We start from the raw sequence: 17,114 nt of genomic DNA on the forward strand, positions 1-17,114 counted from the left end.
GACCGTCGTGACGCCTCAGACGCGGCGGCGCTTGCTCGGACGCACACCGTTGTGCGGAATCGGGGTCACGTCGCGGATCGAGGTGATCGTGAAGCCGACGGCCTGCAGAGCGCGCAGGGCCGATTCACGGCCGGAGCCCGGGCCCTTGACCTCGACCTCGAGCGTGCGGACGCCATGCTCGGCGGCCTTCCGGCCCGCATCCTCGGCGCAGACCTGCGCTGCATAAGGGGTCGACTTGCGCGATCCCTTGAAGCCCATCATGCCGGCCGAAGACCAGCTGATCGCATTGCCCTGCGCATCGGTGATGGTGATCATGGTGTTGTTGAAGCTGGCGTTCACATGCGCGACGCCGGCCGAGATGTTCTTGCGTTCGCGCCTGCGAAGCCGCTGGGGTTCCCGTGCCATCTGCGTTGTATCCTACTCGAATCTTGTTGAGCTGGAAGCGGGCGGTTCGGGCTGGTCTTTCAGCCCTTCTGCCGCGCGCCTCTGACGGAAAGAAGAAGGAACCGGACTGCGGCGATGGCTCGCCGCGGCCGGTGTCGGCTCTTACTTCTTCTTGCCTGCGATCGGCTTGGCCTTGCCCTTGCGAGTGCGTGCATTGGTATGCGTGCGCTGGCCACGAACAGGAAGCCCCTTGCGATGACGCAGGCCGCGATAGCAGGCCAGGTCCATCAGGCGCTTGATGTTCATCGCGGTTTCGCGACGCAGATCGCCTTCCACCGTATAGGTGGCATCGATGGCTTCGCGGATTTGCAGCACCTCAGCGTCGGACAGGTCCTGAACGCGACGGCTATGGTCGATGCCGAGCTTGTCGGCGATATCAACGGCGGTCTTCGAACCGATGCCGTGGATGTAGGTGAGCGCGACGATCACGCGCTTGTTGGTGGGGATGTTAACTCCCGCAATACGTGCCATTATCTGTAAACTCCTGCTCCACAGGGCGTTGTGGCAGACGCCCTATCTCGTCGCTTGCTGCCCCGGGACGCAAAAAGGACGGCGGGCGCCATCACGCGCTGCCGTTTGACCTCTCGTCTCGGGATCGGGGGGCGTTAACGTGAGTCGCCCTCGCTGTCAACGAACTTGTACCCGCGTCGCCCCGCTGCGCAGCCGGGCGGCCGATGGCCTTGCCGGATGAACCATGCTATCGCCACCCCTGCAAGTCCAGCCATCATCCAACGGGAGCTCTTGGCCCTGCATGTCGTTTCCGGTCCGTCGCCTTCTCGGCAAGCTGCGTCCCCGCCCGCTCACCGCCGCAGCCGTCTCCTCCAGAATTCTCTGTCCACCCAGCGAGACCGCCACGCCGCCGGCCCTTCACCTGCCGGGGGATTTCGACAATATCCTCGCCTTCATCGGCGCAGGCAAGCCGGAACTGGAGCGCCGCCGGACCTTCGGCGAGGCCTATCCCCATCTGCCGACCATCGAATATGAACTGCGGGACGTGCGCATCGCGGGGGAATATCTCGCCTCACGCTGGCAGGTCGCCCGCTTTCCCACGAACCGGCCCGGCGGCGACTGGGGAGATGGCGGGCACCTGAAGGAAGCCTTCCTCTCCACCAATATCCTCTCAGGCAAGGAGTTCGGCCACTGGGTCCGGGATAGCCTCGTTTCGGAAATGCACGGCAACAGCCTCGGTCTGCGGAGCATTGGCCTCGCGCGGCAGCTCTGGGAACATGAACCCGGCTTCCGGGCACTGGGCGGGCTGGACTGCGACTATATGCGCACAGCCCGCGTCGACCGGCTCGTGTACGTCGACGATCGTGGCCTCAACTCATTCTGGGCGGAGCGTTTCCTCCAGCTGCGTGGACGCATGCGCGGCAATGTCGACAAGTCGGTACCGTCCGCGGGCGCTCTGGTCTTCCTCGAACGGGGTGGTCAGGCCCGCACGCGCGACCCCACCAATCAGCCGCAGGTGCGCGCGGCGCTCGAAGCGATCGGCTTCCGCACGGTGACCGCCATCGACATGTCGGTGCACGAGATCGGGCAGGCGCTGCGCGACGCGAAGCTGATCGTCAGCGTGGAAGGCTCGCATCTCAACCATCTGCACTTCTTCGCTACCGACAAGGCGACAGTGCTGACCATCCAGGACCCGCGCCGCTATTATTCCTTCCACAAGAGCCTGATCGACATCTACGGCGAGCGGTTCGGCTTCCTTATCGGCCGTCCGGACCCCGGGCGGGAAGGCCGCTATTATGTGGAGCTGGACGATCTGCGGCGGCTGATCGACCTGGCCGCCTGACGCGGATCAGGATACGCCACCCGACAAGGTCGCGAGCATGGCGCCGAGCTTCGGGCCTGCCAGATAGTTCTTGACCGCTGCAAAGGCGCGATCAGCGATGGCCCGGCATTCCTCCGGCTGCGCCAGCATCCGCGCGATCGTCTCATCCAGGTCGGCAAGATCCCAGCGGACGGGCACATAGGTCTCGCCCGGCCGATAGATGTCGCAAAGGCATTCTAGATGGCTCATGTCCGGCTTGAGCAGCACGGCCCCCGTCAGCACCGCCTCAAGATCCCGCCAGCACAGTTCGCCGAAGCCGAAGGGGCTGAAGCAGAGCTGCGATCGCTCCATCTCCGCCATGAATTCGGCACGCGAGACCTTGCCTTCCCAGGCGATATCATAGCGGGTCGACAGCTCGACCACCTTGTCGCGCGCCTGCTGGCGCATGGCGGCATACCAGTGAGTCCGCTCCCCCGCGCCGACGCGGCCAAGCGCATGTAAGCGCGCCGGCGCAACGGCAAAACGCGCATGGACATCGATGGTGCGTGGCCCCGCCGCAGGCGTTGACTTGCGGTCGAAACCCTTGAGCAACACGGGCGCGGTGGCAAAGCCCGGCGCCAGTACGAGCCGTTCGACGATGTCCGGCCGGCAGTCCCATGTCGGCCGATCGGGCACCAGCCCGAATGCCTCGCTGTAATAATCTTCCAGTGAGGTGTGCGTCTTCTGAGGAACGCGATAATAGTCGCGATCGAGCAGAAGCGCCTTCTTCGCGTAAAAACGGACATGGTCGCCGACGCGGTCCGCAAAGCGGACATCGGTCGGCGCGAACCAATCGAAATAGCTGATCGGCGCTCCAGGATTGGCGCGCCTCAGCCCATCGAGCACACGCTCGATTTCCCCATCCGCCAGCGCATAAGGCGACTGCACGAAAATGGCCGACGCGTCCTTGACCAGATGCTCGGCACCGAGAGCAGGATAGGGCGTCGTCCGGAAGACATAGCCCTGCTCCGCAAAGCGCGCTGCATAATGGTAAAAAGGATAGAATTGCGGCCAGGCGATCGGGTCGTCCACATGGACGAGCAGGATGCGCTTGTGGTCGCCTGCCGGGAAACGGCGCGACAGCCACGAACGCAGCAGCGGCTTCATCGGCTCATAGCGACGACGGCCGTCGTCGAGCAGGGTGATGGCACTCGTGTCGATCAAAGCCGGCATGCGCGCTCCGCCAGTCGCCTGCCTGGATCGGGAGGCTCGTGAGGTTTCTAGACGCCGGGGCGCCTAGCTGTCGAGGATCGAACCGATCGCCTGGCTGACCTCGCCAATATCCGCCATGCCGTCGACGCGGCTGACGATTCCCCGCGCTTCGTAGATCGGCAGGATCGGCGCGGTCTTCGCGCGATATTCCGCCATGCGCGTGCGCACGGTTTCCTCATTGTCGTCGGGACGGCGCTTGAAGTCGCTCGAGCCGCATTTGTCGCATATGCCTGCGGCCTTGGGCAGCTTGTAGCGGTCATGATAGCCTTCGCCGCAGCTCGCGCAGGTGAAGCGACCGGTGATCCGATCGACGAGGGCATCTTCGTCCACCTCCAGCTCGATCACATGATCGAGCTGCCGGTTCCGCTCCGCCAGCAGGGTATCGAGGCTTTCGGCCTGCGCCGCCGTGCGCGGATAGCCATCGAAGATGACCCCCGTGTTCGCGGAAAGCTGATCGAGCGCCTCGCCGATGATCCCGGAGACGATCTCGTCGGAAACAAGTTCACCCGCTTCCATCACGGCCTTGGCCTTGAGACCGACCGGCGTGCCGGCCTTGACCGCGGCGCGCAGCATGTCGCCCGTGGAAAGCTGGACCATGCCGCGCTCGGCGACGAGGCGTTGCGCCTGCGTCCCCTTGCCGGCGCCTGGCGGTCCAAGCAGGATGATGTTCATAGCATTCCCCCGATGTTTGCGCGCGCAGCCGGGCGAGACCCGGCCGGCCCGGTTCCTAGCGGATCTTGCCCTTCAGCCGGGCCTTCTTGATGAGATCGCGATACTGGTGCGCGATGAGGTGGCTCTGGATTTGGGTCACGGTGTCGACCGTCACGTTGACGACGATCAGCAGGCTGGTGCCGCCCAGATAGAAAGGGATGCCCGCGCGCGCGATCAGGAACTCCGGAATGAGGCAGATCACCGCCAGATAAGCGGCACCGATCACGGTGATGCGCGTCAGCACATAATCGAGATAGGTCTCGGTGTTCTTGCCGGGACGGATGCCCGGGATGAAGCCGCCATTGCGCTTCAGATTCTCCGCCGTTTCCTCGGGATTGAACACGACCGCCGTGTAGAAGAAGCAGAAGAACACGATGCCGAGGCCATAAAGGGCCATGTAGACCGGCGTGCCGTGCGAGAGATACTGGTTGACCGCCAGCACCGCGTCGCCCCACCCGCCGCTCGTTGCCTCCGCGCTCGCACCGGCGAACTGCGTGATGGTCAACGGCAGCAGCAGCAGCGACGAGGCGAAGATCGGCGGGATGACGCCGGCCGTGTTGATCTTGAGCGGCAGATGGCTGCGATCCGCCTGCATGATGCCCTGGCGGGTCTGGCGCTTGGGATACTGGATCAGCACCCGGCGCTGGGCCCGCTCCATGAAGCAGATGCCGGCGATGAGGCCGAGCGCGATGACGATGATGCCGATGATGAGCAGGCCCGAAATCGAGCCGGTGCGGCCCGATTCGAAGAGATTGGTCAGCGTCACCGGCAACTGCGCCACGATGCCCGCCATGATGATGAGCGACACGCCATTGCCGATGCCGCGGCTGGTGATCTGCTCGCCAAGCCACATGAGGAACATGGTGCCGCCGATCAGCGAGATGACCGCCGTCATGCGGAACAGCATGCCCGGATCGACCACGGCCTGTAGGCCGGACTGGGCGCCATAATTTTCCAGGCCTACCGCGATGAAATAGCCCTGCACCGCGGTGAGGCCCACCGTGCCGTAACGCGTATACTGGTTCAGCTTCTTGCGCCCGGCTTCGCCTTCCTTCTTGATGGCGGAGAGCTTGGGCGAGAGCGAGGCGGCGAGCTGCACGACGATGGACGCCGTGATGTACGGCATCACGCCGAGCGCGATGAGGCTCATGCGCTCCAGGCTACCGCCCGAGAAGGTGTTGAAGATGTCGAGAATGCCGCCCTGCGTCTGGCGATAGAGCTGGGCCAGCACCGTGGGGTCGACGCCCGGCAGCGGCACGAAGGACAAGAAGCGGAACACGATGAGCGCGCCGATGGTGAACCACAGACGCTTCTTGAGTTCCGTCGCCTGGCTGAAATTGGCGAGGCTCAGATTGGCTGCCATTTGGTCGGCGCGTGATGCCATGATCGCTTGCAATCCTGAAAGCTGTTGCGCGCCTCTCCGGGAAAGGAAAGGCCGCGTAGTCCCTAGCCGTCCGAGCGGCCTCTGTCGAATACCGGATGCCCCATCACATCGTCGCCAATGCAATCGACCCCGCCCGCCCATATCGGCAGGAGGGGTCGGTTATGCAAGCTGGCAATCATGCGATTGAACCGGCCCGAAAACGATTATTCGGCGTCTGCGAGCGTGGCCTTCGCCAGAATCTCGACCGTGCCGCCAGCCTTCTCGACTGCCTCGACGGCCGATTTCGATGCGCCAGCCACGGCAAACTTGGCCTTGGTGGTCAGCGCGCCCTTGGCGAGCAGGCGCACGCCATGCTTGCCACCACGCGAAATGCCGGCTGCGCGCAGCGCCGCCTGATCGATCACGGCGGCCGCATCCAGCTTGCCGGCGTCGATCGCCTTCTGGACCATGCCCAGGTTCACTTCAGCATAGTCCTTGCGGAAGATGTTGTTGAAGCCGCGCTTCGGGAGACGCATGTGAAGCGGCATCTGGCCGCCTTCGAAGCCGTTGATGCTGACGCCCGAGCGCGCCTTGGCGCCCTTCTGGCCGCGACCGGCGGTCTTGCCCTTGCCCGAGCCGATGCCACGGCCCACGCGCATCCGGCCCTTGCGGCTGCCGGCATTATCCTGGAGTTCGTTCAGTTTCATTATGTGCACTCGCTTTCGCTTTTGTCGCGCTGATAGGAAGGGATGGGCCCATAGCGGGGGAAAGGGGCTTTGTCACGCCCAAGATTGCGATGGCGCCGCTCTGCCCTTCCGAAGAATCCCTCATCTGATCGCCTTTGGGGATGACAGGCCGCCTGAAAGCTGAGCAGATGCGGAAGGCGGTTTTTTGTGCGAGCGCGAAGGGAGCGGGGATAGCACCGACGCGTAGAGAAACCGCACACATCGCGCAAGCGCCGAAAGGGGGCAACGCGTGGGACATGTGGGAACGGCCGACGATGGCGCCGAAGGGGGATTCGGCTCGATCGAAGAGATTCGCATTCTTGCGACGCTGCTGTTGGTGGCGCTTCATGTCGTGGGCTATCCCGACGGGGGACTGCGACTCGCGCATCCCCATCCCCTCCGCTTCGTGGCCGACCTGCTGGGAAACTTCCGCATGCCGGCTTTCGCGTTCGTCGCAGGCTACATCTATTGCCTGCGTCCGCCCACGCAGGACAGTTTCGGCGCGTTCATGCTCGGCAAGCTGCGCCGCCTGGCCATCCCGGGCGCGATCGCGGCATTGATCTTTGCGCTGGTGTCCAGTGCCATGCATCTGCACTTCGCGCTGCCTCCCGAGGCGCTCTGGGAGCCCCTGGTCTATCCCTATGCCCATTTCTGGTTTCTGCAGGCCATCCTCGTCCTGTTCGTTGTCATCGGGGGCGCCGATGTTGCGATGCAGCAGCGGGGGGCACTGCTTCTGTTCGTCATCACCACGATGGTCGCGGCCGGGCAGCCATCGCTGCCCACCCTGTTCTCCCTCGACAACGCAGCCGAGCTTGCCCCCTTCTTCACATGCGGCATGTGCTTCTACCGCTACCGCAAATGGCTGAGGGCGCATGCGGGCCTGATCACCATCATCGCCGCCGCCGCCAGTCTGGCGACTGTGAGCATAGCGACCATCGACTATCTTCTCCATGCCGCACCCGCGCCAAGAAAGGATGTGATCCATTCGATGGCGCTCGGAATGAGCCTGTGCGCCCTCATCCTGCTGCACTGGCCGCACCACCCCTCGGCCCGCAAGCTCGGCATGTTCTGCTTCACCATCTATCTATATCATGTCTTCGGCACGGCGGCGGCCCGCATGGCCCTGCACGCCATGGGGATCACGTCGCTCATCGTGCATGTCCCGCTGGGACTTGCCATGGGATTGCTCGTACCGATCGCGTTGCATCTGGCGCTTGCGCCCTGGCCCCTGCCTGCTCAGCTGGTCCTCGGGCTCAGGCGCCGGACGCCGATCCCGGCTCCTGCCCCGATCACGATGCCATCAACGATGTAATCGGCCTGGTCTGCCGTGCACGAGGCGCTCGCAAGTTCGCGAGCGTCTGAATGCAAACATGCGCGCCGCCCGGAAGCGACGCGCATGCGTGTCTGTCAGTGTGTCCGGTCGCGCGACCGGACCGCAATTCAGCCTTCGATCACTTCCACCATGTGGGGAAGCTTCCGGATCGCGCCACGAACCTCGGGCGTATCTTCCAGCTCGACGACGCGGTTCATCTTGCCGAGGCCGAGGCCGATCAGGATCTTCTCCTGATGAGCCGGACGGCGAATCGGCGACCCGATCTGCTTCAACTTGATCTTCGCCATGTCAGTTACTCCGCAATCGCTTCGGCGTCGGCCGCCGCGACCTCGGCTGAGGCACCGCCGCGCCGGAGCAGATCGGCGACCTTCTTGCCGCGGCGCTGCGCCACCGACTTCGGGCTGGTCTGCTCGGTCAGGGCAGCGAACGTCGCCCGGATCATGTTGTAGGGATTGGACGTGCCGACCGACTTGGTCACCACGTCGGCAACGCCAAGGCTCTCGAACACAGCGCGCATCGGACCGCCGGCGATGATGCCGGTGCCCGGAGGCGCCGTACGAACGGTGACCTTGCCGGCGCCGAAATGACCACGGCCATCATGATGGAGCGTGCGCCCCTCCTTGAGGGGCACGCGGACCATTGCCTTCTTGGCAGCAGCCGTTGCCTTGCTGATCGCCTCGGGCACCTCGCGGGCCTTGCCATGGCCGAAGCCGACACGGCCCTTGCCATCGCCCACGACGACCAGTGCAGCGAAGCCGAAGCGCTTGCCGCCCTTTACCGTCTTGGAAACACGATTGATGTGGACGAGCTTCTCGACGAACTCCTCGCCACCATCCTCGTCATTGCCCCGACCGCGACGATCGTCGCGACGGCCACGGCCGCCACGATCCCGATCGCCACCGCCACGACCGCCACGGCCGCGACGCTGCTGCTGCGTTTCAGCGGCAACACCCGTCACTTCCTGCGGAGTGGTCTCGGGAGCGAGAACAGCCTGGGGCTGGTTGCCCTCACCGGTGGTGTTTTCGTCTGCCATCATCAGAACTCCAGTCCGCCTTCACGGGCGGCGTCGGCCAGCGCTTTCACGCGGCCATGAAAGAGGAAGCCACCGCGATCGAACACGACCTTGGTGACACCAGCCTTGGTCGCCGCCTCGGCGACACGCTTGCCGACATCGGCAGCAGCCTCGGCAGTCGCGCCGGTCTTGCCCAGGGCCTTGGAGCCGACGTCCTTGTCCAGGGTCGAAGCCGAGGCGACGGTCTTGCCGGCCGCGTCGTCGATGACCTGGGCGTAGATGTGACGGCCCGAGCGATGGACGCTGAGACGGGGCTTGCCGCCGGCGCGCGCCTTGATCGCGGTGCGGACGCGGCGCGTACGCCGGTCGAAGAGAGAGAGTTTCGCCATGGCTTACTTCTTCTTGCCTTCTTTGCGGAAGATAAACTCGCCGTCATACTTGATGCCCTTGCCCTTGTAGGGCTCGGGCTTGCGCCAACGCCGGATCTCGGCGGCCACCTGGCCGACCTTCTGCTTGTCGATTCCGCTGATCTCGACCGTCGTGTTGTCCGGGGTCTTGATCTCGATGCCCTCGGGCACCGGGAAATCGACGTCATGGCTGTAGCCAAGCTGCAGCTTGAGGTTCTTGCCCTGGGCATTGGCACGATAGCCAACGCCGGTGATCAGCAGCTTCTTGGAGAAGCCCTCGGTCACGCCGGTGACGAGGTTCTGCACGAGGGTGCGCTGCATGCCCCAGAAAGCGCGAGCGGCCTTGGTGGCGTTGCCCGGCTTCACGGAAATGGCGCCGTCCTCGAGCGTGTAGCTGATCTCGTCACGCAGAGCCATGGCGAGCGTGCCTTTGGGGCCCTTCACCGAGAGCTGTCCGCCCTCGATCGTCGCGGTCACACCCGAAGGGATGGTAACCGGCTTCTTGCCGATGCGGCTCATCAGAACACCTCCGCCAGCACTTCGCCGCCGACATTCTGGGCACGCGCTTCGGTATCCGAAAGCACGCCCCGGGGCGTCGAGACGATGGTGATACCAAGGCCGTTGCGGACCACCGGAAGCTCCTTGGAGCCCGAATAGACGCGCCGGCCCGGCTTCGAGACGCGCGCCACATGCTTGATCGCGGGTTCGCCCTCGAAATACTTCAGTTCGATACGCAGGCCAGGATGGCCGGCCAGCGCTTCTTCCGAATAGCCACGGATATAGCCTTCGCGCTGAAGAACATCGAGCACGCGGGCACGCAGCTTGGAGGCCGGGGAGACGACGCTATCCTTGCGCGCCTGCTGGCCATTGCGGATGCGGGTGAGCATATCACCCAAGGGATCGGTCAATGCCATCGCTTCTATTCCTTACCAGCTCGACTTGGTGACGCCGGGGATCAGGCCCTTGTTGGCCAGATCACGCAGCTGGACACGGCAAAGCCGGAACTTGCGATAATAAGCGCGCGGACGGCCGGTCAGCTCGCAGCGGTTGCGCACGCGCGTCGGATTTGCGTTGCGCGGAATCTCCGCCAGCTTCAGGCGGGCAAACAGCCGCTCGGTATCGTCGAGCGACGTGTCGTTCGCGACGGCCTTGAGCTTCGCATATTTGCCGGCATACTTCTTCACCAGCTTCTTGCGGCGCTCGTTCTTGTTGATCGAACTCAGTTTCGCCATGGACTTAAGCTCTCTTCCTTAGAAATTGGATCCGGCCACGCTCAGGCAGCCTCTTTTTCCGCCTCGACGGGGAACGGGAAACCGAAAAGGCGCAGCAGCTCGCGCGCTTCCTCGTCCGTCCGGGCCGTCGTGGTGACGATGATATCCATGCCGCGCACCTTCTCGATGCGGTCATAGTTGATCTCGGGGAAGATGATCTGCTCCTTGATGCCGAAGGCGTAATTGCCACGGCCGTCGAAGCTCTTCGGGTTGAGACCACGAAAGTCGCGAATGCGGGGCATCGCGATCGTCACGAGACGATCGAGAAACTCGTACATGCGCTCGCGACGCAGGGTCACCTTGGCACCGATCGGCATGCCCTCACGCAGCTTGAACTGCGCGATGGACTTCTTCGCCTTGGTGATGACCGGCTTCTGCCCGGCGATGAGTTCCATCTCCTCGGCAGCCTGGGTGACCTTCTTCTTGTCCTGAGTCGCCTCGCCCACACCCATGTTGAGGACGATCTTCTCGATCCGGGGGATTTCCATGACGTTCTTGTAACCGAACTTCTCGGTCATCGCCTTGGCGATGGTCTCGTCATAGAGCTTCCTGGAACGCGGGATATACTTGTCAGCCATCAGATGACCTCCCCGGTCTTGACCGCGACGCGGACCTTCTTGCCATCGCGCTCCTCGAAGCGGACGCGCGTGGCCTTGCCGTCAACGGCAATCGCGACGTTGGAGATGTGCAGCGGCGCCGGCCGGCGATCGATCCCGCCCTGCGGGTTCGCCTGGTCGGGCTTGCGGTGACGGGCGTGGACGTTGATGCCGTCGACCAGCACCTTGTCCTCTTTCGGCATCACCTGAAGGACAGTGCCGGTGCGGCCCTTGTCCTTGCCGGCGAGCACGACGACGCTATCGCCCTTCTTGATCCTGGCGGCGCTCATTACAGCACCTCCGGCGCAAGGCTGATGATCTTCATGAAGTTCTTCGCGCGCAGCTCGCGGACGACCGGGCCAAAGATACGCGTGCCGATCGGCTCCGCATTCTTGTTGACCAGGACGGCGGCGTTGCCGTCGAAGCGAATGACGCTGCCGTCGGGACGGCGCACATCCTTGGCGGTGCGCACGATCACGGCGCGGTGAACGTCGCCCTTCTTGACGCGACCACGCGGGGCGGCATCCTTCACGGAGACGACGATGATGTCGCCCACGCTGGCAAAGCGGCGCTTCGAGCCACCGAGCACCTTGATGCACTGGACGCGCTTGGCGCCGCTGTTGTCAGCGACATCAAGATTGGATTGCATCTGGATCATCGATCCGGTTCCTTCTCAATTGGCTTGCCGGGCCCTTGTCCAATTTCTGGCCCGGTAGTTCCGTTAAATCTGCTTCCGCCGGCTCAGGCCGCCACTTCGGGCGACTTGTGCGTATCGACCCGCTCGATGACCTTCCAGGTCTTCAGCTTGGAGACCGGAGCGGTCTCCTCGATGCGGACCGTCTCGCCTTCATGATAGGCATTGGCCTCGTCATGAGCGTGATACTTCTTCGAGCGGCGAATGATCTTGCCGTAGAGCGGGTGCTTCACCTTGCGCTCCACCAGCACGACCACCGTCTTGTCACCCTTGTCGGAAACCACCGTTCCCGTCAGCACGCGCTTGGGCATCGTTGCTTCCTTCTCTTACTTGGCCGCCGAGCGCGTGCGCTCGGTCTGCAGCGTCTTGATGCGGGCGATGTCGCGGCGCACTTCGCGGATGCGGCTCGGCTTCTCGAGCTGGTTGGTCGCAGCCTGGAAGCGCAGGTTGAACTGCTCGCGCTTGAGCTCGCCAAGCTGGTTCGCCAGCTCGTCGTCGCTCTTGGTCTTGAGGTCGTCGATCTTGGTCATGACACTCAGGCTCCCAGATGCGAGGTGTCGCCCAGACGGGCCACAACCTTGGTCTTGATCGGCAGCTTCATCGCCGCGCGGGAGAAGGCCTCCGCAGCGAGCGGACCGGGCACGCCGTCCAGCTCGAAGAGGATGCGGCCCGGCTTCACGCGGGCAGCCCAGTATTCCACCGAGCCCTTGCCCTTGCCCTGGCGGACTTCGGCCGGCTTCTTCGACACCGGCACGTCCGGGAACACGCGGATCCACAGACGTCCCTGACGACGGATGTGACGCGTGATCGCGCGGCGAGCCGCCTCGATCTGGCGCGCGGTGACCCGCTCGGGCTCCATGGCCTTGAGGCCATAGGAGCCGAAGTTGAGGTCCGTTCCACCCTTGGCATCACCCTTGATGCGACCCTTGAAGGTCTTGCGGAACTTGGTTTTCTTCGGTTGCAGCATGATGCTCTACCTTGCTCTCAATTCTCAGCGCGCCGGACGCACGCCGGAGGTCTGAGCCTCCAGCATGAGCCGGTCGGTCGCCATCGGATCATGGCCGAGAATCTCGCCCTTGAAGATCCAGACCTTGATTCCGCAGACGCCATAAGCGGTGTGCGCCTCGGCCTCGGCATAATCGACATTCGCGCGGAGCGTGTGCAGCGGCACCCGGCCCTCGCGATACCACTCGACGCGCGCGATCTCCGCGCCGCCCAGTCGGCCGCCGCAGGTGATCCTGATGCCTTCCGCGCCCAGGCGCAGCGCGCTCTGCACGGCACGCTTCATGGCGCGACGGAAAGCGATACGCCGCTCGAGCTGATCGGCGACGCCCTGCGCGACGAGCTTGGAATCGATTTCCGGCTTGCGGATCTCGACGATGTTCAGGCTCACGTCGGAGCTGGTCATCGTGCCGAGCTTCTTGCGCAGCTTCTCGATGTCCGCGCCCTTCTTGCCGATGATGACGCCCGGGCGGGCGGCATAGATCGACACGCGGCACAGCCGCGCCGGACGCTCGATGACCACCTTGGAGATCGCGGCCTGCGGCAGCGTCTTCATCACGAACTTGCGGATCTTCAGATCCTCAAGCAGCAGGCGACCATAATCCTGACCTTCCGCATACCAGCGGCTGTCCCAGGTGCGGTTGATCTGCAGGCGCAGACCGATCGGATTGCTCTTGTGACCCATGGATCAGGCCTCCTCTTCCGCTGCTTCACGCACGACGATGCGCACGCGGCTGAAAGGCTTCAGGATGCGGGTCGACTTGCCGCGACCGCGCGCATGGAAGCGCTTCATCGTGAACGACTTGCCGACCGACGCCTCGGCGACGACGAGCGCGTCGACATCGAGATTGTGGTTGTTTTCCGCATTCGCGACGGCGCTCGCGAGCACCTTGCGAACATCGACCGCCATCGCGCGCTTGGAGAAGGCGAGGACGTTCATCGCGTCCTCGACCTTGCGGCCACGGATCAGCGCGGCAACGAGGTTCAGCTTCTGGGCCGAGCCGCGGATCTGCGTGCCGACGGCCAGCGCCTCGTTCTCGGAGACGCGGCGGGGAGCCTTTGCCTTGCCCATTAGCGCTTGCCCTTCTTGTCAGCGGCGTGGCCGGGGAAGTAGCGCGTCGGCGCGAACTCACCCAGCTTGTGGCCGACCATGTCTTCGTTCACCGAAACGGGAACGTGCTTCTTGCCGTTGTAGACGTTGAACGTCAGGCCAACGAACTGCGGCAGGATGGTGGAGCGACGCGACCAGGTCTTGATCGGACCAGAGCGGCCACCCGCGTCCTGCGCGGCTTCTGCCTTCTTGAGCAGATGCAGGTCCACGAAGGGACCTTTCCAGACGGAGCGAGCCATCGCTTACCTCTTCTTCTTCGCGTGACGCGACCGGATGATCATCTTGTCGGTCGCCTTGTTGTGACGGGTACGAGCACCCTTGGTCGGCTTGCCCCACGGCGTGACCGGGTGACGGCCGCCGGAAGTCCGGCCTTCACCACCACCATGCGGGTGGTCGACCGGGTTCTTGGCGACGCCGCGCGTCAGCGGCCGCTTGCCGAGCCAGCGATTGCGGCCGGCCTTGGCGAGATTCTGGTTCGCGTTGTCCGGGTTGGACACCGCGCCGACCGACGCCATGCAGTCCGAGCGGATGTAGCGCTGCTCACCCGACCCGAGACGCACGATCACCATGCCGCGATCGCGACCGACGAGCTGTGCATAGGTGCCGGCGGAGCGGGCGATCTGGCCGCCCTTGCCCGGCTTCATCTCGATGTTGTGGATGATCGTGCCGACCGGCATCTGACCCAGTTCCATCGCATTGCCCGGCTTCACGTCGGTCTTCTTGCCGGCGATCACCTTGTCGCCCGCGGCGAGACGCTGCGGCGCGAGGATGTAGGCCACCTCACCGTCCGCATATTTCACCAGGGCGATGAAGGCGGTACGGTTGGGATCATATTCCAGATGCTCCACCGTGCCCTCGACGTCCCACTTGCGACGCTTGAAGTCGATGATGCGATAGCGCTGCTTGTGGCCGCCCGCGATGCCGCGCGAGGTCACATGCCCCTTGTTGTTGCGGCCGCCGGTCTTGCGCTTGCCTTCGGTCAGCGCCTTGACGGGCTTGCCCTTGTGGAGCGCCGAGCGGTCGACGAGGATCAGGCCGCGCTGGGCCGGGCTCGTCGGGTTGTAATGCTTGAGTGCCATTTCTCAGTCCGCCCTCAAATGCCCGTGGTGACGTCGATCGACTGGCCTTCAGCCAGCGTCACGACGGCCTTCTTCACGTCGGAGCGCGTGTAGGGCTTGCCCTTCCAGCGCTTGGTCTTGCCCTTGGTGACGATCGTGTTGACCGACTTGACGTTGACGCCGAACAGCGCCTCGACAGCGGCCTTGATCTCAGGCTTGGAAGCGTCCTTCGCCACCTTGAACACAACCGCGTTGTGTTCGGAGACCAAAGTCGCCTTTTCCGTGATGTGCGGCGCAAGCACGACGTCGTAATGACGCGTCGCGACTGCTGCCTGTGCCTGCTTCTTAGCCATTGAAGCGCGCCTCCAGCTGCTCGACTGCCGCCCGGGTCAGCACCAGGCTGTCCGCACGCAGGATATCGTAGACATTGGCGCCGATGGCGGGAAGCACATTGACACCGACGAGATTGGACGAGGCCTTCGCGAACGAGACGTTGATCGCCTCGCCATCGATGAACAGCGTCTTGCCGAGGTTGAGCTTGGCGAGATGGCCAGCCAGCTCCCGGGTCTTGCCGTCCTTGACGTCCAGATTGTCCAGAACCGTGAGCGAGCCGCCCTTGGCCTTGGCCGAGAGCGCCATCTTCAGGCCGAGAGCGCGAACCTTCTTGTTCAGGGAGTGGCCGAAGGTGCGGGCACGCTGGCCATGCGCCTTACCACCGCCGATGAAGATCGGGGCGCGGCGATCGCCGTGACGCGCCGTACCGCCGCCCTTCTGGCGACCGAACTTCTTGCCGGTGCGAGCGACGTCCGAGCGCTCGCGGGTCGCGGCGGCCGGAGCACGACGCTTCTCGAGCTGCCAGGTGACGACGCGATGCAGGATGTCCGCGCGCGGCTCGACGCCGAAGACGGCATCGTTAAGCTCCACGTCGCCGGACGACTTGCCGCCGTCGAGAGTGATAACCTTGACCTTCATCGATCAGCCCTCCTGGCCTTCGGTCGCCTCAGGCGCCGAAACATCCTGTGCGGGCGTCTCGGCCGGAGCATCGGCACTGTTGTTGTTCGCGGCAGCCTTCAGGCTCGCCGGATAGGGCGCGTCGGTCGGACGATCGACCTTCACGGCATCCTTCACCAGCAGCCAGGCGCCCTTCGAGCCAGGGACGCTGCCCTTGACGAAAAGCAGGCCGCGCTCGATGTCCGTGCGGACGATCTCGAGATTCTGCTGCGTGCGCTGACGGTCGCCCATGTGGCCGGCCATCTTCTTGTTCTTGAACACGCGGCCCGGATCCTGACGGTTACCCGTCGAACCATGGGCGCGGTGGCTGATCGAAACACCATGGGTGGCGCGCATACCGCCGAAACCCCAGCGCTTCATCGCACCGGCAAAGCCCTTGCCCTGCGTGTGACCCGTCACATCGACGAACTGGCCCGCCACGAAATGGTCGGCGGCGATTTCCGCGCCGACATCGAGCAGGGCATCTTCGGCCACGCGGAATTCCGCGACCTGCGCCTTGGGCTCAACTTCCGCCTTGGCGAAGTGGCCGCGCTGCGGCTTGGCGACATTCTTCGCCTTCGCAACGCCTGCGCCGAGCTGAACGGCCACATAGCCATCACGATCCTGTTCGCGACGAGCGATGACCTGGTTGCCTTCGAGTGCCAGAACGGTGACAGGCACATGGCGGCCGTCGTCCTGGAAAAGGCGGGTCATGCCCACTTTCTTCGCGATCACGCCGGTACGCATGATCAAATCCTCCAAATAGAGGCCCATGCGGTGCGCACGGGCTTATCCAACGAAAAACCGCCCGAAGCCCGAAAGCCCAAGCGGCCAACCCAATGTCTCGATGCGTGCACCCCGTCCGGGCTGGATGTTTTCCGGTCCGACCAGCGGGGGAAAACGACGGAGGACGCTGCCCGGCCGGAGCCGGCGGTATCCAAATGTCCTTGCGAGGCACCCCTCAAGGGGGCACCCCGCCACGGCCATCAGGCCAGTTTGATTTCGACGTTCACGCCGGCAGCAAGATCGAGCTTCATCAGCGCATCGACCGTCTGCGGCGTCGGCTGCACGATATCAAGCATGCGCTTGTAGGTGCGAACCTCGAACTGTTCCCGGCTCTTCTTGTCGATGTGCGGTCCACGGTTGACCGTGAACTTCTCGATACGCGTCGGCAGCGGAATGGGACCACGAATAAGAGCGCCCGTGCGACGGGCGGTGTCGGCGATGTCGCCGGTCGCCTGGTCAAGCACGCGATGATCGAATGCCTTCAGGCGAATGCGAATATTCTGCGTTTCCATGTCCACTACCGATGTGAAAGAGCCAAAACAAAACCGCTCCACTCTGATGGCTCAGGTGCCGATCCGGCACTCACGAG

General features: G+C 64.0%; 28 protein-coding genes. 2 read left to right on the forward strand and 26 right to left on the reverse strand.

Going from position 1 to position 17,114, the window contains the following annotated elements; translation table 11 throughout:
• Positions 1-15: 15 nt before the first annotated feature.
• The gene (gene rpsK / locus HNP60_RS17490) at positions 16-405 is read right to left on the reverse strand and encodes a 30S ribosomal protein S11 (protein WP_014077853.1); all 390 of its coding nucleotides are present in this window, start codon (positions 403-405) and stop codon (positions 16-18) included.
• 141 nt (positions 406-546) lie between these two features.
• Positions 547-915, reverse strand: a complete 369-nt coding sequence (gene rpsM, locus HNP60_RS17495) for a 30S ribosomal protein S13 (RefSeq protein ID WP_014077854.1) — start codon at positions 913-915, stop codon at positions 547-549.
• A 280-nt stretch (positions 916-1,195) separates the two neighbouring features.
• Here rpsM and HNP60_RS17500 point away from each other — a divergent pair, with 280 nt between their 5' ends.
• On the forward strand, positions 1,196-2,236 hold the full coding sequence (locus tag HNP60_RS17500) for a glycosyltransferase 61 family protein (protein ID WP_184156184.1): 1,041 nt from the start codon (positions 1,196-1,198) through the stop codon (positions 2,234-2,236).
• 6 nt (positions 2,237-2,242) lie between these two features.
• Here the strand turns inward: HNP60_RS17500 and HNP60_RS17505 are convergent, their stop codons facing one another.
• The 4 genes from HNP60_RS17505 to rplO form a co-directional block, all read right to left on the reverse strand.
• Entirely contained in the window at positions 2,243-3,427 is a 1,185-nt protein-coding gene (locus HNP60_RS17505) for a glycosyltransferase (RefSeq protein ID WP_184156186.1), read from the reverse strand.
• Between the two features lie 63 nt (positions 3,428-3,490).
• Entirely contained in the window at positions 3,491-4,138 is a 648-nt protein-coding gene (locus HNP60_RS17510) for an adenylate kinase (RefSeq protein ID WP_184156188.1), read from the reverse strand.
• A gap of 55 nt (positions 4,139-4,193) precedes the next feature.
• Positions 4,194-5,561: a preprotein translocase subunit SecY gene (gene secY, locus HNP60_RS17515; RefSeq protein ID WP_014077858.1), complete on the reverse strand. Its 1,368-nt coding sequence runs from the start codon at positions 5,559-5,561 to the stop codon at positions 4,194-4,196.
• A 203-nt stretch (positions 5,562-5,764) separates the two neighbouring features.
• Positions 5,765-6,247 (reverse strand): 50S ribosomal protein L15, encoded by a 483-nt coding sequence (gene rplO / locus HNP60_RS17520; RefSeq protein ID WP_184156189.1) that lies wholly within the window; start codon positions 6,245-6,247, stop codon positions 5,765-5,767.
• 268 nt (positions 6,248-6,515) lie between these two features.
• On the opposite strand from rplO, the gene HNP60_RS17525 reads away from it, so the two are divergent.
• The gene (locus HNP60_RS17525; protein WP_184156192.1) at positions 6,516-7,577 is read left to right on the forward strand and encodes an acyltransferase family protein; all 1,062 of its coding nucleotides are present in this window, start codon (positions 6,516-6,518) and stop codon (positions 7,575-7,577) included.
• Between the two features lie 128 nt (positions 7,578-7,705).
• Here HNP60_RS17525 and rpmD read toward each other — a convergent pair whose 3' ends face one another.
• The 20 genes from rpmD to rpsJ all read right to left on the reverse strand — a co-directional run bounded on the left by rpmD (position 7,706) and on the right by rpsJ (position 17,037).
• A complete protein-coding gene (gene rpmD / locus HNP60_RS17530) occupies positions 7,706-7,885 on the reverse strand; it encodes a 50S ribosomal protein L30 (RefSeq protein WP_014077861.1) in 180 nt (59 codons plus the stop codon).
• A 5-nt stretch (positions 7,886-7,890) separates the two neighbouring features.
• Positions 7,891-8,631, reverse strand: coding sequence for a 30S ribosomal protein S5 (gene rpsE / locus HNP60_RS17535; protein ID WP_184157165.1), 741 nt, complete (start codon positions 8,629-8,631; stop codon positions 7,891-7,893).
• 2 nt (positions 8,632-8,633) lie between these two features.
• Complete coding sequence (rplR, locus tag HNP60_RS17540) at positions 8,634-8,999, reverse strand: 50S ribosomal protein L18 (RefSeq protein WP_014077863.1); 366 nt, start codon at positions 8,997-8,999, stop codon at positions 8,634-8,636.
• A 3-nt stretch (positions 9,000-9,002) separates the two neighbouring features.
• Positions 9,003-9,536, reverse strand: coding sequence for a 50S ribosomal protein L6 (rplF, locus tag HNP60_RS17545; RefSeq protein ID WP_014077864.1), 534 nt, complete (start codon positions 9,534-9,536; stop codon positions 9,003-9,005).
• Positions 9,536-9,931, reverse strand: coding sequence for a 30S ribosomal protein S8 (gene rpsH / locus HNP60_RS17550; RefSeq protein ID WP_014077865.1), 396 nt, complete (start codon positions 9,929-9,931; stop codon positions 9,536-9,538). The genes rplF and rpsH overlap by 1 nt, the downstream gene beginning before the upstream one ends.
• A 12-nt stretch (positions 9,932-9,943) precedes the next feature.
• On the reverse strand, positions 9,944-10,249 hold the full coding sequence (gene rpsN, locus HNP60_RS17555; RefSeq protein WP_014077866.1) for a 30S ribosomal protein S14: 306 nt from the start codon (positions 10,247-10,249) through the stop codon (positions 9,944-9,946).
• Between the two features lie 41 nt (positions 10,250-10,290).
• Complete coding sequence (gene rplE, locus HNP60_RS17560) at positions 10,291-10,866, reverse strand: 50S ribosomal protein L5 (RefSeq protein WP_014077867.1); 576 nt, start codon at positions 10,864-10,866, stop codon at positions 10,291-10,293.
• Entirely contained in the window at positions 10,866-11,174 is a 309-nt protein-coding gene (gene rplX / locus HNP60_RS17565; protein ID WP_184156194.1) for a 50S ribosomal protein L24, read from the reverse strand. The genes rplE and rplX overlap by 1 nt, the downstream gene beginning before the upstream one ends.
• Positions 11,174-11,542, reverse strand: a complete 369-nt coding sequence (gene rplN / locus HNP60_RS17570; RefSeq protein WP_014077869.1) for a 50S ribosomal protein L14 — start codon at positions 11,540-11,542, stop codon at positions 11,174-11,176. Before rplN ends, rplX begins: the two co-directional genes overlap by 1 nt.
• 83 nt (positions 11,543-11,625) lie before the next feature.
• Positions 11,626-11,889: a 30S ribosomal protein S17 gene (gene rpsQ / locus HNP60_RS17575; RefSeq protein WP_014077870.1), complete on the reverse strand. Its 264-nt coding sequence runs from the start codon at positions 11,887-11,889 to the stop codon at positions 11,626-11,628.
• A gap of 15 nt (positions 11,890-11,904) precedes the next feature.
• Positions 11,905-12,108, reverse strand: a complete 204-nt coding sequence (rpmC, locus tag HNP60_RS17580) for a 50S ribosomal protein L29 (protein WP_014077871.1) — start codon at positions 12,106-12,108, stop codon at positions 11,905-11,907.
• A gap of 5 nt (positions 12,109-12,113) precedes the next feature.
• A complete protein-coding gene (gene rplP / locus HNP60_RS17585; RefSeq protein ID WP_014077872.1) occupies positions 12,114-12,545 on the reverse strand; it encodes a 50S ribosomal protein L16 in 432 nt (143 codons plus the stop codon).
• Between the two features lie 24 nt (positions 12,546-12,569).
• The gene (gene rpsC / locus HNP60_RS17590) at positions 12,570-13,265 is read right to left on the reverse strand and encodes a 30S ribosomal protein S3 (protein ID WP_014077873.1); all 696 of its coding nucleotides are present in this window, start codon (positions 13,263-13,265) and stop codon (positions 12,570-12,572) included.
• A gap of 3 nt (positions 13,266-13,268) precedes the next feature.
• The gene (rplV, locus tag HNP60_RS17595) at positions 13,269-13,652 is read right to left on the reverse strand and encodes a 50S ribosomal protein L22 (RefSeq protein WP_014077874.1); all 384 of its coding nucleotides are present in this window, start codon (positions 13,650-13,652) and stop codon (positions 13,269-13,271) included.
• A complete protein-coding gene (gene rpsS / locus HNP60_RS17600) occupies positions 13,652-13,930 on the reverse strand; it encodes a 30S ribosomal protein S19 (RefSeq protein WP_014077875.1) in 279 nt (92 codons plus the stop codon). Before rpsS ends, rplV begins: the two co-directional genes overlap by 1 nt.
• Positions 13,931-13,933: 3 nt before the next feature.
• Positions 13,934-14,770: a 50S ribosomal protein L2 gene (gene rplB / locus HNP60_RS17605; RefSeq protein ID WP_184052479.1), complete on the reverse strand. Its 837-nt coding sequence runs from the start codon at positions 14,768-14,770 to the stop codon at positions 13,934-13,936.
• A gap of 14 nt (positions 14,771-14,784) precedes the next feature.
• Complete coding sequence (locus tag HNP60_RS17610; RefSeq protein WP_014077877.1) at positions 14,785-15,102, reverse strand: 50S ribosomal protein L23; 318 nt, start codon at positions 15,100-15,102, stop codon at positions 14,785-14,787.
• Positions 15,095-15,721 carry a 50S ribosomal protein L4 gene (gene rplD, locus HNP60_RS17615; protein ID WP_014077878.1) on the reverse strand — a complete coding sequence of 209 codons (627 nt, stop codon included), beginning with the start codon at positions 15,719-15,721 and terminating at the stop codon, positions 15,095-15,097. Before rplD ends, HNP60_RS17610 begins: the two co-directional genes overlap by 8 nt.
• 3 nt (positions 15,722-15,724) lie before the next feature.
• Positions 15,725-16,486 (reverse strand): 50S ribosomal protein L3, encoded by a 762-nt coding sequence (gene rplC / locus HNP60_RS17620; RefSeq protein ID WP_184156196.1) that lies wholly within the window; start codon positions 16,484-16,486, stop codon positions 15,725-15,727.
• A 239-nt stretch (positions 16,487-16,725) separates the two neighbouring features.
• A complete protein-coding gene (gene rpsJ / locus HNP60_RS17625) occupies positions 16,726-17,037 on the reverse strand; it encodes a 30S ribosomal protein S10 (RefSeq protein ID WP_014077880.1) in 312 nt (103 codons plus the stop codon).
• Between the last annotated feature and the right edge of the window lie 77 nt (positions 17,038-17,114).

The sequence above is a fragment of the Sphingobium lignivorans genome, from assembly GCF_014203955.1.
Lineage (GTDB): Bacteria > Pseudomonadota > Alphaproteobacteria > Sphingomonadales > Sphingomonadaceae > Sphingobium > Sphingobium lignivorans.